Below are 15,481 nucleotides of genomic sequence, written 5' to 3' on the forward strand. Positions count from 1 at the left end.
TGGTTGTCCTTCTCCTGCCTCATACGCCATCTATCGCCGACCGATTATTTCATTTGCTTCTGCTTGGCAACGGTATCCCATAGATCTTTAATCGTAAAGCTGGTGTTCTGGCTCTCTTTATACCATTTGATCATGAACTCGTCGATTTGTTTGCCGCCCGCTTTGTCCCATGCGCTTGTCACGTCTTTGTAGGCTTGCTCGACGGAATATTTATCGCCGCCTAGCACCGACTTCAGCCAAATGTTGGTGATATCGCTATTGACGGTATTGAATGACGTTTGCAGGTCCTTCGGCAAAGCCGGCATTTGATCGAGAAGGGTCACGAAACGATATTGCTTGCTTGGGTCGAGATACAGGGATTGCGCTTTCTTATACAGCTCGAGCCCCGCCTTTTGCTCGGGAACGTCCGTATTGAACCCATTCTCAATGAGCGAGCATTTGCCCGTCAGCAATCGGGAGAACGACTGCGCGTAATCCCCGGCCCATGCGACTTCCGCGGTGTTTTTCGCCGGATCGATGACCTTCGGACATGCGTTCGCATCCTTGTTGTAGTGTACGCCTTCCAAGCCCGAAAGCAATGCCGTACCGGTTGCCGGACGGTTGATGAAATCGATATATTTGATCGCCGCCACGGGATCCTTGGCACTCGCATTGATGGCGGTCGTCGCTTGAACCGGACTTTGGATATCCGGGATAAACTCGCCGGCCGGACTTTTCGGGAAGGCGATCGGAATGACGTCGGCGCCCGGGACGGTTTTTTTCAAGGTTTGCAGATCGGTGACGGTTGCGTCGAACCAACTGCCTACGAATACCGGGTAAATGCCCAGCCTCCCGTTCAAATAGTCCTGTCTCGCCTTGGCGCCATTCTTGTCGTTGACAAAATCTTTATCGATCAGGCCTTCGTCAAACAAACGCTTTTTGAACTCCGTCGCCATCTTCTGGTTCTCGAATGCCCGGCTCGGTTGACCGTTCACGAGTCCATAGGAGTTGATCGGATCCCCGAACAACATGCTGAGCGCAAAATCGGAACGATAGCTTAGCGCCATTCCGTACGTGTTCTTCTTTCCGTCACCGTCAGGATCCTGCTCTGTAAATGCCTTGGCCACTTTATACAACTCTTCGGTCGTTTTCGGAACGTCCAGGTTCAATTTTTTCAGCCAATCGGCACGGACGAAAATGGCATAGCTCGGAAACGCCTCCAGTACCCTTCCGATTTTATACATTTTCCCGTCCGGACTCGTTACGGCTTTTTTCAAAGCGGGATAATCCTGCAGTATTTTTTTGTATTCCACGCTGTTCTTGGCGATCAGATCGTCCAGCGGCAGAAGCTGCTTTTGTTCGATAAGCGGATTCACGATATTGCCGTCGAATTCGTTAATGACATCCGGCGCACTGCCGGAAGCAAACAGCACGTTGAATTTCTGCGTCGCATCGCTACGCGGGATCGGTACGAATTTGGCGTTGACAGGGCCGTTCTCGTTGATCCATTTGGTCCAGCGGTTGTTCTCCGCCGTTCCTTCGGCAGCCGGAATGTTTCCGCGGTCATAAACGGATACGGTGAGATCGGCTTTTTTCGCCGGAGCCGGTGCGGCAGAATTTGTCGGGGCTGCGGATGCGCCGTTTGTCGAGTCTGATTTGGTCGTATTGCTGCATGCCGTAAGAACCAGGCTGGCCGTTAAAGACGCTCCTATTGATGCTGCTAGCCACTTTTTCATGTTTGTTGTACCCCTTTCGATTCCCTCATTGTTTTATTCGCACATCATTGCCTTCCATCCTTCATTAGCGGTTCGCATCACCTCCTCCAGGAAGGGGATTCCTATCCTTTTACGGATCCGATCATGACGCCTTTGATAAAATATTTTTGCAAGAACGGGTAGACCAGCAGCATAGGTACGATCAGCACGATGACCCCCGCCGCCTTAACCCCCTCCTCCACGATGTGACTTTGGTCGTCCGGCTGAACGATCAAGCTTTGCTGAAGCGCGCTTTGACTTTGGATCATGTTCTGCACCAGAACCGTCAAATTGTATTTATCCGTGCTGTTGATATAGAGCAGCATGCTCATGAACGTATTCCAGAAGGCTACGCCGTAAAACAATGTCAGCGTGGCGATGACGGGCATCGATACAGGCAAAATGATTTGCAGCAGCAGCCGGTATTCGCCGCAGCCGTCCATTCGCGCCGCCTCGTCAATCTCCTGAGGAATGCCCTCGAAATAAGTGCGCAGCACAAGCATATTGTAGGTGCTGACAAGCGCGGGCAGCCAAATCGCCCAATAGGTGTTGATCAAGCCGAGGCTCTTCACGATCAAATACGAAGGAATCAGTCCTCCTGAAAAAATCATCGTAAAGATCATGGCCAGCGTAAACCATCTGCGCGCATAAAAATAGGGACGGGATAGCGGATAGGCGGCGCAAATGGTCATGACCATGCAAAGCATAAGGCCGACGACCGTCACTTTGACGCTATTTAGAAACGAATGCACGATCGGCGTTCCTTTGAACAGCAGGTTAAAGGTTTCCATGCTGAGGCCTACCGGCCACAAATTGACTTTTCCCGTTTCAACCGCGGACGGGTCGCTTATGGAAAGTGCAATCAGGTGCAGGAGCGGGAATAAACTTGAACAAGCGATGATCGCCAAAACGATGTAATTGACGGCGTAAAACAGCCTTTCTCCATTGGATGTGCGCATATTCACTCTCTCCCGATCAATAATTCTGATAGTTCAAAATAAGCCTTGCCGGAACCGTCTGGCAATCCCGTTCACCGTAACGATGAGGATCAGCGCGACGACGGACTCGAACATGCCCATTGCCGTAGTCAAGCTGAATTGGGCTCCTTGCAGCCCGACCCGGTAAATATAGGTGCTGATCACGTCGGCAATGTCTTTCACCGCGGGATTCTGCAGCACATACACTTGATCGAATCCGACTTCCATAATACGACCCATCGAGAGAATCAATATAAGCATGATAGTAGGCATGATGCCCGGAATCGTGATATGAACGATTTGTCTCCATTTGTTCGCGCCGTCGATATTGGCTGATTCGTATAGGGAAGGATCGATGGTCGACATGGCCGCCATGTAAATAATCGCGCTGAAGCCCATTTCCTTCCATATGCTGGAGCCTACAAAAATCGCGATCCATGACTGCATGGTGTATAGAAACGGAAACGGCTCTCCCTTCAGCCCGGTAATCCAGTGATTGAGCCAGCTCCCTTCGATACCGAAAATACTGACGACAATGCCGCCAACGATAATCCATGAATAAAAATGGGGCAGATAAACGAGCGTCTGCACGGTTTTCTTAAACCACATCTTTCTCGCCTCGTTCAATAGAATGGCCAGTGCGATAGGAAACGGAAAACCGACAAATATTTGCAGTGCGCTCAAAATCAAAGTGTTGCGGATGATCTTAAGCGAATTCGGCGAATGGAACAGCTTATAGAAATTATCGAATCCCACCCACTTGCTGTGCAGTACGCCGTCAAACAGATTGTAATCTTTAAAAGCGATAATGAGCCCCCCCATAGGCGCATATCTGAAAATAAGATAAAACGCTACGACTGGGGCAAACATGATAAGCAGCGGAATGTTTTGACGGAAACGCTTCCTATCGAACTTTCGGGTTAGTTGCATGCCTCGGCTTCCTCTCTCTGTCGTTTTTCTGTCCCTTACTGTACACCGGGCGGCCCATCCGGACAATCGATCGTTTTCGCCGGATCAACAAAATTTACGAGCCAAGGATAAACAGCTTCGCCGTCTTATTAGATGGCGCGTTTACCGGGAAGTCGAACAATCAGCAGAGGATATACTTTCTGAGACTTATAGAAAAGAACCGCCATTCACCGGATTAACCGGGCAAATGACGGTTCTATATGCGTCAGAGATCGCAGCGATCAACAATATTTACAGATCAACGGATTTCCCGGACACGAAGCGCGAGCGAGCATCCTTCCGGTAGTCCCCGGGCGTTTGGCCGGCCAGCTTTTTGAACGATCGAATAAACGTATTCGGATGCAGGTAGCCAACCTGGATCGTAATCTCCTGAATCGTACAGTCCGTTTCAAGCAAAAGTTCCTTCGCCCGTTCGATGCGGATGCGGGACAAATAGTCGATGAAATTTTCACCGATTTCTTCTTTAAACAGACGGCTGATGTTTTTCATTTGGAAGTCAAAGGCATCACTCAGATGAAGCAATGACAAATCCGGATTCGGGTAATGCTCCTCCAAATATACTTTCATTTGGCGTATAAGCGCGTAATTGCTTTTCGTTTCACGAAGCGCATCCATCTCATTCGCGAACTCCGTCAATATGCCGCGAAGCTCCTGCTGCAACTCATCCAGCGAATCCCAATTCGCCGTCGCTTTGCGGAGCTTTTCGACAGCACCGCTTGTCCAAAGCTCCTGCACATCCGCAGGGAGTTCCATAATCTCTTTATCCAGGAAAAAAATCATGTAGCTGATCAGGTTCGCCAATTCTTCCCGCATATAGATTCCCGTGCGAATTTCCGCAAACAGCTTCTCAAAATGTTCGAGCCTGTTGCCTTTCCCGGTCCGGAGCGAATAGGCTTCGGCGCGAATGTAATGAATAAGGTCCAGCGACTGCTGCTTCCCGACAGGCGGAATTTGCCAATAACCGATAACGTTCTCCTGACCGAGCGACGGTTTATATTGGATAGCCTTCAAAGCTTCCGCGCAAACGTCATGCACAAGCTCAATCCGGTCGGCACTCGAGCCTATCCCTACCGTAATGCCAAAATCGAGATAAACGGCAACCCATTCGTCTAGCTTCTCCGACAAATCGCGCACGATCGATTCCGGCTTTTCTTCTCTCGAAACGGCGGTGATTTGATACAGCACGGTCAATTGATCGTTCGCCGTCCATTCCGACCAGATCGCGACATTCCCCGTTTCGGCGATTTCCTTCACAACACTGGATAAAATGAACTTTAGCAAACTTTGATCGTGGGGCGAATAAGTATCGGTGAACTTGCCGTATTTGTTGATTTCGATGACCGCCACACACAAAGCCGTAAACTCGTGAGGCATGCCGAGACTGACCATCTCCTGCTTCCATTTCTCCGGAGTAAGCGGCCGATTCCCTTCGATCCATTCGAAAAAGAAATGTCTCCTACGGTAAACCAAGTCCTCTTCATGCCGTTTATGAAACGTATGGAACTGCTCGATCATATGGTCCAGCGCGGTATCGATGAACTTATAGTCATCCTGGACGCCTCTTCGAAAAAGTTCAACGCTCTTCTGTTGGGAGAACGTCTGAATTCGCTGGATGATCGATTGAATCGACTTGTATTTGGTCTTGGATACCACTACAACCCATAAGGCTCCGCATAGAAAGAATACAATGCAAACGGCAAGCCAATAATTCGACAATGCCGAAATGAACCGGAACATATTGCCGTCCGCGATTCCGCTAGAAATCGTCCATCCGGAATAGTCCGACCGCATATTCGTAAGGACGGACCCGCTATCGCCCGAGTCGTGATAAATCGGTGAGCCGCTGCGGTCGTCGATACGGATTTGATTGGATTTCGCCGTCGTCAATGTCTGCACGAACCCGCTTAGAGTCTGTAGTTTAACGTTAACAATGATAACTCCGTCATTGCCGGAATTGAGCGGTACGTTTCGTGCCAGCGAGATGTACTCCGTCAGCTCGCTCTGTTCGGTATAGCCCTTACGGACATTCGACCAGGAACGATTCAAAACGGGCTCTTTTAACGCGTCTGCAATGGCTTGCTTATCGATAAAAGCATCCAGCGCGGATACCGAATAAGGCGTCTGCACGGTTCCGTCCGATAAACGGTACATATAGATGGAATCAATGAGCGGCATTGTAGCCATCAGATTTTTCACCCTGACCGATGACAAATAGCCCGAATAATAACGATCATTGCGAAGGCTCGGGTTAAAGAAGGCGAGCAGCGTCTCGTCGGCTGCGATCTCGTTCGTGATCGTATTGTCGATCAGTTTCAGTTGATTATCGACGGATTGAAGCACTTGCTTCGTAAAAATGGCATTCGATTCGACCGCATTTTTGCGCGACAATTCGCTGAACGCCATTAGCAAGGCAAACATGAGGAGGGGAACGATGAAGAGAAAAATAGAGACATAAGAAAGCATCAGACGGCGCAACCATATTTTGTTATTGGCGATTTTCTCTTTCATGGTGACTCTCCTCATTAATACGGACCGTTTTTAATACAGCCATTATACATGAAATAGGGCATGCGGTGTGCAGTCATTATCCTTTATATGCGCCAACCATCGTGCTTTAACGAAAAGGGCTGCCCCTTGGTCACTCTCGCGACTTTTGGAACAGCCTCATCATTGACTAGCGCTCGCAGGGTACATGTCCATCCTCTACCTGACCTAACTCTCTTGCTAGTAACTCTATATCTTCTTTGATCAAAGGCGTAATGAGCGCAAGTTCTTTCTCCAGCGCCTTTTCAATCTGCTCCCTCGCCTCTTGCTTTCGGCCGAGTTTTTGAAGCGTTCGTGCATAATAATAATAGGACTCCGCATGCTTCGGTGCTTTTGCCATCAGCTTCGTGTACATCTCATCCGCCTCGTCCAGCCGACCGAGCAAATAATAGTTTTGCGCCAAATTATCCATGATGGTCAGATCGTTGTCATTAAATGCATAGGCTTCGAGGTTATACGCAAGAGCTTCTTCCAATTCGCCGCGCAAAATTTGGAAATAACCAAAATTCCCATAAACCAACGTGCTCTTAACCTCCTGCGATACTTTCTCTAGGCTGAAGTATGCCTCATCACGCTTGTTCTGTAACCAGTACACAGTCGCTAAATTAATCTTTGCCTGCATGATCATATCTCTGGCTTTCGATTTGTGAAGGACCTCGTCGAACATGTTCTCGGCCTTACTAAGGTCCCCTATTTTCATCAACAAATAGCCATAACCTATCTGATGATTCGGCTGAATGGATTTCGTCCGATAGGCCTTTTCCATCAAAAGCAGGGCTTTATCGCGATCCCCTCTCATATAGGCCAGATTCCCCCTTTGCGCATACAGGGTAGAACGATTGGTATAAACAAAGTAACCTACTATCAACACCATCATGGCTACCCCTATCATCCGGTTATAAGTAAATGAAATCACAATAACCGCTAGCACAACGACGATTTTGAGCACACTTTTTAAAATTGGCGGCATGAATACAACTCTCCCTTTCAACACTATTAAGCTAAAATCATTGTATCAAATTCCTGTCGGCCATACTTGAAGCCGTCGTTTTAAAGCGTCATCGCATGCCCGTGCCGTGCCAAATACGCTTCCTTTTCCTTATAATCCGGCATTATGCTGCCTACCCGCCGCCAAAATGATCGATCATGATTCATATGCAGGAGATGACAGAGTTCATGGATGATGACATAATCAATAACTTCAACAGGCGCCATCGCTAAGCGATAATTAAACGTTATTTTTTTATTCGAGCTGCAGCTCCCCCACTTGTTGACGGACTCGTCGATTTCCACGGTTTTGGGTTTTACTTTCAGCTCGGTTTGATAGATTTTTATGCGTTCTCCTATCACCTTCTTGCAGCTTGAGAAATAGAACTTTTTTAGATTGATTTTCAGCTGCTCTTCCGTTAACCCGTTCGTCTCGATGAGCTCATGTAGATGATAATATCTCCCTAGGTGCAGGAACTTTCCGTTGTCATGATATTCCCTTGTCTTAGGGGTTTCTCGAGCTTTCGCGATGGCTTGCAATTTCTCTAAAATTACGGCCCCGTGCCGGGTCACAGCGCTCATAATGATATCCTCACTTGTATCGTTAGGAGCTTTGACGGTTATGAAACCCGCTGAATCAATATGAATCGACAGCTTTTGCCTTCTTCCGTATTGAACGTCAAATTCAATAATTTGGTGATCGAATGCGATTTTCATAGTTATCATCGTTTCATGGTTATTTTTAATCGAAAAAGGGAATGAGTCAGGGACTAGGATCGCTCCTTAAATTCCCGCTCTTTCCCTCCCATTGTATCATATCTTCGAAACACTCATTCCCTCTTAGGAGACTCCCCCAGAAAGGCGACATTCTGTTCGTTCCCCAAGGTATCGTTCGTTCAGCTTCCACCTTCTCTAATAGTACATCTCAGATGACCCTCGGTGAAAAATAAAAGACCGGAACCACTGCTGTTGAGGCGGTTTCGGTCTTGTTTAGAGCTGTGGATTCGTTAACCGATCCAGTCAATGATACATTTTCTCAGACTATCCGCGGCGTTACAATCGATGAAAGAGCATTAGTGACAAAAGCTACGATACTTTGTCCTTATCACTTTAGCTGCATGTTTTTCAACGATTCCTTTTGATTTTACCGCTTCACCTTATAGAACTCATGATACAGCTTCATCAGCGCCCGCTTCTCGATGCGCGATACATACGAGCGGCTGATGCCGAGCTCCTTGGCGATTTCCCGCTGGGTGCGTTCTTCTCCCCCGTGATCCAGTCCGAACCGCCCCCGTATGACCTCCTGCTCCCGGTCATCCAAAATGTCCAGATGCGCGTAAATTTTGCTTTTCTCGATCTTCAGCTGCACCTTTTCCGCCACGTCGTCCGCTTCCGTGCCTAGAATATCGATAAGGGTAATTTCGTTCCCTTCCTTGTCAGTTCCAATCGGATCGTGAAGCGACACATCTTTACGCGATTTTTTGAGCGAACGAAGGTGCATAAGTATTTCGTTTTCTATACAGCGAGCCGCGAATGTAGCCAATTTCGTCCCTTTGTCCGGAGAAAACGATTCGATCGCTTTAATCAGCCCGATCGTGCCGATCGAGATCAAATCCTCCAGGTCCTCCCCGGTATTGTCGAATTTCTTGACGATGTGAACACAAAGTAAGGTAAATGTTTTGCTACCTTGATGGGCAACCTTGATGAATCCCTACCTGCAGCCTCGTTTGTGTCACTTAACCCATAAGTTTGCCGCTTTGGCAAGCTTATGCTTCCATATTACCGCGGCAAACTTATGCTTCCAAAATAAAAAAGCCCTTGAATACCAAGGACTTCGCACAAATGCCCATACCCGTTTTCTTAACCATGCTTTTGAACTAAAGTTCTCCGTTAGCTAAATCATTCATTGTGTTATCAATCTACTTAGTTCTTGCTTAGCAACTTCTTCAACCCAAGCAACAAGTTGGACAATCATTAATTCTGTATATTGTATATTCTGGATAACCATCAAGGGGTGTAATGTGCTCAAAACAATGGTCATGAGCAAGCATTATTATTGATGAGTTATTCTTATGGTATAGTGTCATATTGCCGTTAGCCTCAAAGGCGAAGGCTATGTAGTCGTTAGGATTGATATAGCTTTCGAACTCTTCATCATTACTTACATCTGCGACGTACGGCGGTTTTTTTTATTTTATTCAATCCTGCCGATACTCGAGAATATCTCCAGGCTGGCAATCGAGTGCTTTGCAGATCGCTTCGAGTGTTGAGATTCGAATGGCTTTCGCTTTTCCATTTTTAAGTATCGACAGGTTCGCCATTGTAATGCCGACTTTCTCCGATAGCTCAGTAACGCTCATTTTCCGCTTTGCAAGCATAACGTCAATGTTAACCACTATCATACGGTCAACTCCTGTTCTTCTTTGAGCTCGATCGCGTTTTTGAGCAGTTTCTCAAGAACTGCGGCAAATACTGCGATTACAACTGGCGCACAGGTTATAAATAGCCCGATGACCATGACGCCTGGTGCGTCTGCGCCGTCAGCTACAAAGTAGAAAAGCGGGAGATTACATGCAAACATGAGTGATACGACAACCGCCGCTCGCTTTATTTTCTTAAGCGCTAAAACAGAGGTTTGCGAAAAAGCGGTATTTGTATCGATGTACCTGAGAAGCTTAAATGCCTGAAGTAGCGTAAATGAATACGCAATAGACGCCACATACGCAGCCAAAGCGGAAAGATAAACTTTAATATCCGGGAAATCCGGCATCATACTATGCGCCATCGCTGGGAGTCCATAAAAACACATCACTAATGCAGGAATTGCCATAACAACCAGAACAACTTTTAAAAAGAGCGTCTCTTTTTTCATCTATTTCACCTCATTTTTGATTTTATCACTTCATTTATCGTTTTACAATAAAAATGTATTGATTCCTTTGTTTGAGCCCAACAAGTTATTTATAAAGAAGAAGCCATACGGCTTATTTGTTCCTCCTTCAAATTTGATCCGAGATACGGACATATTTATGAACCCACTAATTGAAGTTATTCGCGAAAATGATTAAACTATCCTGCCCGTTCGTATTATGGGGTCAACCAGTTCTTACTGGTAGACCTCATTTTTGTGTGGTCGTAAGATAGCGGTAGCCGGGGATCGAACGATTCTGCCCGTGGGAGTTGGATCCCGAGAGCTATACAGTTCATCCCCCCTACTTGTTAAACCATGATTAGGCTGGTTGGGACGATGATCCCGAATCACATGCGATAATGTGGACGACAAGAAGGTCAGGGGTTGCCGGTGAAAATATATTGGGAGTGATTATGTGAATCCTGTCATTGGTTTGGATGTATCCAAAGGGGAAAGTCATGCGCAAGCTTTTGCAAACAAAGGAACGCCCTATGGAAAGATTTTTCGTTTTAAACATGATCTTGATGGTCTTGCGTCTTTTCTTCGTTATGCTCAAGATTTAGAATCCTTTACGGGGAAACGTGCGGCCGTCATATTAGAAGCAACAGGTCATTATCATAGTCCAGTTGTTCAATTCTTGGATGAGCATCAGTTTCTGCATATCGTCATTAATCCGTTACTTTCCCACCAAGCGAAAAAGGCAAATTTACGCAAGGTAAAAACGGATGCCGCTGATGCATACCAATTGGGAGAAATGTTCTACAAAGAGGAACTGGAGCCTTACAAAAAACGAGGCCAATATCTGATGAATTTGCGTTACCTGACAAGGCAACACGAGTCTCTCACGGATATGTACGTTCAAGCAAAATTACAATTCCAAGCGGTGCTGGATCAAGTGTTCCCGGAGTATCATGGCGTGTTTGGTTACCTTTATGCTAAGGTCTCCCTTCGTTTCCTGGCTCTTTATCCAACGTCACAAGCGGTGCTAGCAATGTCCGTGGAAGAAGTCAAGACACACATTCAGAATCTTGCGGGATATGTGAATCCCAACTGTTGGACACTAGAAAGGGCGCAAAAGCTAATGGCTGCAGCAAAGCGTAATCCCTTCAAGGAGATAGCTTTTCCAAGTCATTTAATATCGATGGAACTACTCATCAATTTACTTCTTCAATACCAAGAGCATCTATCCAAACTTGATCAGTCAATAGAGGAGTTGGCTCAAGAATTATTGGAATATGATTTAATGCAATCGATCCCCGGTATTGGAACTAAACTTGCGGCAACAATTTTAGCAGAAATCGGGGAAATCGATCGGTTCGATCATGCAAAGAAGCTGATCGCATTTGCGGGTATTGATCCTAGCGTTTTTTCTTCTGGAAAGTTTACTGCTACTCGAAATCCAATTACTAAACGTGGTTCTAGAAAGCTCAGAACAGCCTTATACCAAGCTGTTCGTTGTGGTCTGCGAAGCTCACGCAACAAAAAATTAAGGGCTTATTACGATAAGAAACGTGCTGAAGGCAAACTGTTTAAAGTAGCTGTGATCGCTTGTGCAAATAAACTAATCCACTGGATTTATGCCATCTTAACCAAGAAAGAAGCTTTTCGCTTAGTCTGAATTAGCAACCCTTAGCCATTGAGGGAAACCTTCCCATATAATGCGGGACGGTTATTTGTTGTCCCCTTTTACGAGTATACCACCCTTCATTTCGTTCATTAATTATTAAATATTGACAGCCTATTAGCTGGTATAACGCAGCGAGGCTGCTGATCCCTTGAATCCGAAGTACCTACGGTAGTCAACACCCCTAAACAAAAGAGACACTACCGATTCGTGTCCCGGCTAAAAAACAACGCAATCATCGAAGAAATCGAGGAACTGCCAACTCCTGAAGACGCCAAGATCAAACGTGATGTCAGAGTCATTCTGGGTAAAGGGAACAAGCGGATGGATAATGCGCTTCGTATGATCGAAACAACCGATAGTCATGGCAGTCCGGTTCGAATCATCACTAATCGTTTCGACCTCACGGCCGAGGAGATCGGTGAGATGTACCGCAGCCGCTGGCAAATTGAAATCTTCTTTCGCTGGGTGAAGCAGAATTTAAAGCTGACCCGGTTCTACGGCGAAGATGAGAATGCCGTCATGAACAACGCTACTGTTTTGTATTATAAATAAGAAAAAGAGCAACCCGTATTACGCGGTTACTCTTTCGCAATAAGACAGAAAGGTGACTAAGTGAACTACTAGCTCACGCACATTACCTTTCTTTCGTAACAATTATCTCAGTCTATGTCCTGATCTTCAATAGACAGGCGCTGGGTATTTGCCGCCGTGAATGACCAAATATAAAAAAGTAGCACGACCGTTTACATTAGCACCTAGGGTCTTTCCATTCTTTCTCGGGCACAATTGAAATAATAATCCGATGTCAAAACCCGATTTACTCTATGGACCAATGAACTCCGTCGTAAGACTAATAGCCCCCCCCCGCAGTCATTGATTACCCCATGTCGATCACTACAAAAATGCAAGGGGTAAGCACCTCAATTCAATTGATAGATGTGAACCATATAAGGCGAGAATGTGTCCGTGTAGGAGCCGCTGCTTATGGTAAGGTTCCTATTTTCATAAACTGGCGATGCAGAGGTTTTACCTGTCAGACCTGCACCTGAAAACGTGGAAGTGACATTGTAACCTGTTTTATTTACCGCAAACAAGTAACGTGCGCCACTGTATTCCCGTACCTTGATATCAAGATCCGAAGATGATGATGAAATATTTTGAGTAACATCTGGTGCTGCTATCACATCTTTCAGCACTTCCAATTCCTGATTTAATACTTTATACGCTGCCCATAGTGGAGGACTATCTGTTTTCATATACCATAGAGTAGGTGCATCAAAGGCATAAAATGCCGTAGATTTCGCTCCATGATTAATCGCAAGATAAGTCATAGCGCGAGTCTCCTCTGGAAGGGGCGCTCTATTCGTAATTCCGTATGATTGGATAACTATGTTCACTGCCTTTCCAGTCGCCGCAACGACGTCAGTCATATCGCTTACGTCTGTAACAGAAGAATTAGGAATGGGATAAGAATGAGCAGACATTATGTCCGTTGCGCCACTATAACTCCCCCCTTGAATGATATTTTTTGTGCCTAGGTTTAAGTATACTGGGTGATTGGAGTCTAAGCTTTTAACCGCGTTATAGGCTGCCTGCATGGTTGCTGCAGAAATCGCATGACCATCAGGCTCATCGTTTAGTACCCAATAGAGTAGAGCCGGATCATCTTTATACGTATTTACCGTATTTGTGATGTAAGTAAGATCCACTTGGGTATTATTAAGATATAAAGCAGCTGCAGCTTTTAAACCAGCTGCTTTAATCTGAGAGAAAGCTGTAGCAAAAGTGACACCACCTCTTTCTCCAATGAGTACCGTGTTGAACCCCTGTGCTTTTAAATCCGTATATTCTGCTGGTTTTGATGTAACTACTGAATACATAATACGTGGTAAAAACGTGCTTCCATTAAGAAGTATTGCTTTGTAGACATCATTAGTTACACTGGTGGTGTCTGGAATTGCCGGGTAAGTATACTTATCCGCCTTCAAAACTTCCTGAATTTCTGTACCCCTGATAAATCCGTCACTTTTCCTTATTAAATAAGCTTTATAGATTGAATATCCTGTAGGAAGAGTTGACACATTGAAAGTGTCTGCAAGATTCGATGTGAGGGTTAAGTATTCTTTGGTAAAGACAGGGGTTGTCCCGCCAAAATTATACCTTTCAAGTTTTACTTTATAGTCTGACAAATTCTCATCAGTCAAGCTTACTGCGAAGTTAGTTGTTACAATTGAATCTGTGCTCCACACATGCTTTTCTGTCATGTTGAAGACAAAAGGGGTAGGTGCACTGCTTAGATTCACATTGTCTAGCCATACAGATCCTACTGCATCTTGACTTAACCAATAATAAATTTGCACAAATGCTGTATCTACAGGAGCAGTGAATACATCGCTCTTTTTGCCCCAAGCGCTTGTTAAAGGAACGTCATTGAAAGCATCGGATATATTAGTAGACCCATCCTGCTTGATAAAGCGCAGCCCCATTTTCAATCCGCCCGCAGTAAGACTGCTCTTCACATAAGATTGAACTTTAAAACTATCTCCTTGATTCACTGAAACCAAATGGCCGCTAAGAACATTCCATCCTTCTGAACTGCTGCCGGTTAACTTAAAAGAGTTTGTTCCTTGATAAGAATTACTCGTATCTATAACTCCGATCGTTGTATTCCAATCGGTCATACCACTTTCAAAACCCGGGTTCAGTTCGAGATTTTGTGATTCAAGGACAACATCATCCACCCACACAGACCCAACCGCATCTTGCGATAGCCACATGTAAATCTGAACGTATTTTGTTCCTGCAGGTGTCTTCATCGTGGGTGTGATGGTTTGGTGCCAATTAGCACCATTTGCCACTACAGTAAAACTGTAGGATTCCACTGTATTTCCTGCATCATCGGTGTACCTCATTCCTATACGAAACGTACCCGACGATACCGTGTCTTTGGAAAATAATTTTAAGACATAATCCTGGTTTTCGTTACTAGCAATGCGTGCAGTTGGATTTGTAACTACTACGTTCCAAGCGCTTGCAGAACCAGTTATTTTGCCGGACTTGGAACCCGTTCTGAATGTAGTTGAATCATAGCTGAATTCGGTCCCGCTGCTTATCCAACTTCCGTTATTAAGTTCAAAGCCAGGATCCAGCGCTAAATTATCCGAAGTCAAAGTTATATCATCCAACCAAACTGTGCCTACTGAATATTGAGGCATTAACAAATATACTTGGACTTTTGCTGTATTTGCAGGAGCTACGAATGTATTGCCCGATCTTGCCCAAGTGCTTGAATTCTTAATTGTATAGAAATTATAATCAATTGTGCCGCCAGAAGCGTTCACCCATCTTAACCCAATTTGATAATTACCTTGAGTCAGGCTAGTATTGGCATACGCATCAAGACGAAAACTTTGGCCTTCAACGGCACTCCAAGTATTGCTTGAAGCAACTACATTCCAGCGATTAGTGGCATCGGAAACATGTTTGAGGCTTTTCGTACCACTATGGGAGGTAGTGGAAACAACACTTTTCGTAGTACTACTTCCACCCCAACCAGTCAAATTAGATTCAAACCCACCATTGGATACCAAATTATTATACGATTGAGCCGAAACAGAAGGTTGCAAGGCAGGTATCAGATAAAATAGCGCGAAAGCCAATGTTGAAAGCAAACCTATCAAAATCAACTTCCTTAAACTTTTTATCATAGCAAACTCCTCCTTGATTATTTTAT

The 15,481-nt window shown here is 45.5% G+C and carries 11 protein-coding genes and 1 pseudogene; 2 read left to right on the forward strand and 10 right to left on the reverse strand.

The window, feature by feature from the left end:
* Positions 1-44: 44 nt before the first annotated feature.
* The 9 genes from ACKGJP_RS25005 to ACKGJP_RS25045 all read right to left on the reverse strand — a co-directional run bounded on the left by ACKGJP_RS25005 (position 45) and on the right by ACKGJP_RS25045 (position 10,082).
* Entirely contained in the window at positions 45-1,715 is a 1,671-nt protein-coding gene (locus ACKGJP_RS25005) for an ABC transporter substrate-binding protein (protein ID WP_409341502.1), read from the reverse strand.
* 101 nt (positions 1,716-1,816) lie between these two features.
* Complete coding sequence (locus ACKGJP_RS25010; RefSeq protein WP_409341503.1) at positions 1,817-2,692, reverse strand: carbohydrate ABC transporter permease; 876 nt, start codon at positions 2,690-2,692, stop codon at positions 1,817-1,819.
* A gap of 33 nt (positions 2,693-2,725) precedes the next feature.
* Positions 2,726-3,640 carry an ABC transporter permease gene (locus ACKGJP_RS25015; protein ID WP_409341504.1) on the reverse strand — a complete coding sequence of 305 codons (915 nt, stop codon included), beginning with the start codon at positions 3,638-3,640 and terminating at the stop codon, positions 2,726-2,728.
* Positions 3,641-3,910: 270 nt separating this feature from the next.
* Entirely contained in the window at positions 3,911-6,187 is a 2,277-nt protein-coding gene (locus ACKGJP_RS25020; protein WP_409341505.1) for an AraC family transcriptional regulator, read from the reverse strand.
* A gap of 166 nt (positions 6,188-6,353) precedes the next feature.
* Entirely contained in the window at positions 6,354-7,193 is an 840-nt protein-coding gene (locus tag ACKGJP_RS25025; protein ID WP_409341506.1) for a tetratricopeptide repeat protein, read from the reverse strand.
* Positions 7,194-7,273: 80 nt separating this feature from the next.
* Positions 7,274-7,927, reverse strand: a complete 654-nt coding sequence (locus ACKGJP_RS25030; protein ID WP_409341507.1) for a M48 family metallopeptidase — start codon at positions 7,925-7,927, stop codon at positions 7,274-7,276.
* Between the two features lie 427 nt (positions 7,928-8,354).
* Positions 8,355-8,915, reverse strand: a complete 561-nt coding sequence (gene sigK, locus ACKGJP_RS25035; RefSeq protein WP_409347252.1) for an RNA polymerase sporulation sigma factor SigK — start codon at positions 8,913-8,915, stop codon at positions 8,355-8,357.
* Positions 8,916-9,408: 493 nt separating this feature from the next.
* Entirely contained in the window at positions 9,409-9,612 is a 204-nt protein-coding gene (locus ACKGJP_RS25040) for a helix-turn-helix transcriptional regulator (protein WP_113035934.1), read from the reverse strand.
* Positions 9,609-10,082, reverse strand: a complete 474-nt coding sequence (locus ACKGJP_RS25045; RefSeq protein ID WP_219834129.1) for a DUF2975 domain-containing protein — start codon at positions 10,080-10,082, stop codon at positions 9,609-9,611. The genes ACKGJP_RS25040 and ACKGJP_RS25045 overlap by 4 nt, the downstream gene beginning before the upstream one ends.
* A 454-nt stretch (positions 10,083-10,536) precedes the next feature.
* Here ACKGJP_RS25045 and ACKGJP_RS25050 point away from each other — a divergent pair, with 454 nt between their 5' ends.
* Positions 10,537-11,739: an IS110 family transposase gene (locus ACKGJP_RS25050; protein WP_409341508.1), complete on the forward strand. Its 1,203-nt coding sequence runs from the start codon at positions 10,537-10,539 to the stop codon at positions 11,737-11,739.
* 210 nt (positions 11,740-11,949) lie between these two features.
* Positions 11,950-12,300, forward strand: a pseudogene (locus ACKGJP_RS25055) (transposase); the annotation flags it as partial.
* Between the two features lie 368 nt (positions 12,301-12,668).
* Here the strand turns inward: ACKGJP_RS25055 and ACKGJP_RS25060 are convergent.
* The gene (locus ACKGJP_RS25060) at positions 12,669-15,455 is read right to left on the reverse strand and encodes a carbohydrate binding domain-containing protein (RefSeq protein ID WP_409341509.1); all 2,787 of its coding nucleotides are present in this window, start codon (positions 15,453-15,455) and stop codon (positions 12,669-12,671) included.
* Between the last annotated feature and the right edge of the window lie 26 nt (positions 15,456-15,481).

The organism is Paenibacillus litoralis (assembly GCF_046244365.1).
In the GTDB taxonomy this organism is placed as follows: domain Bacteria; phylum Bacillota; class Bacilli; order Paenibacillales; family NBRC-103111; genus Paenibacillus_V.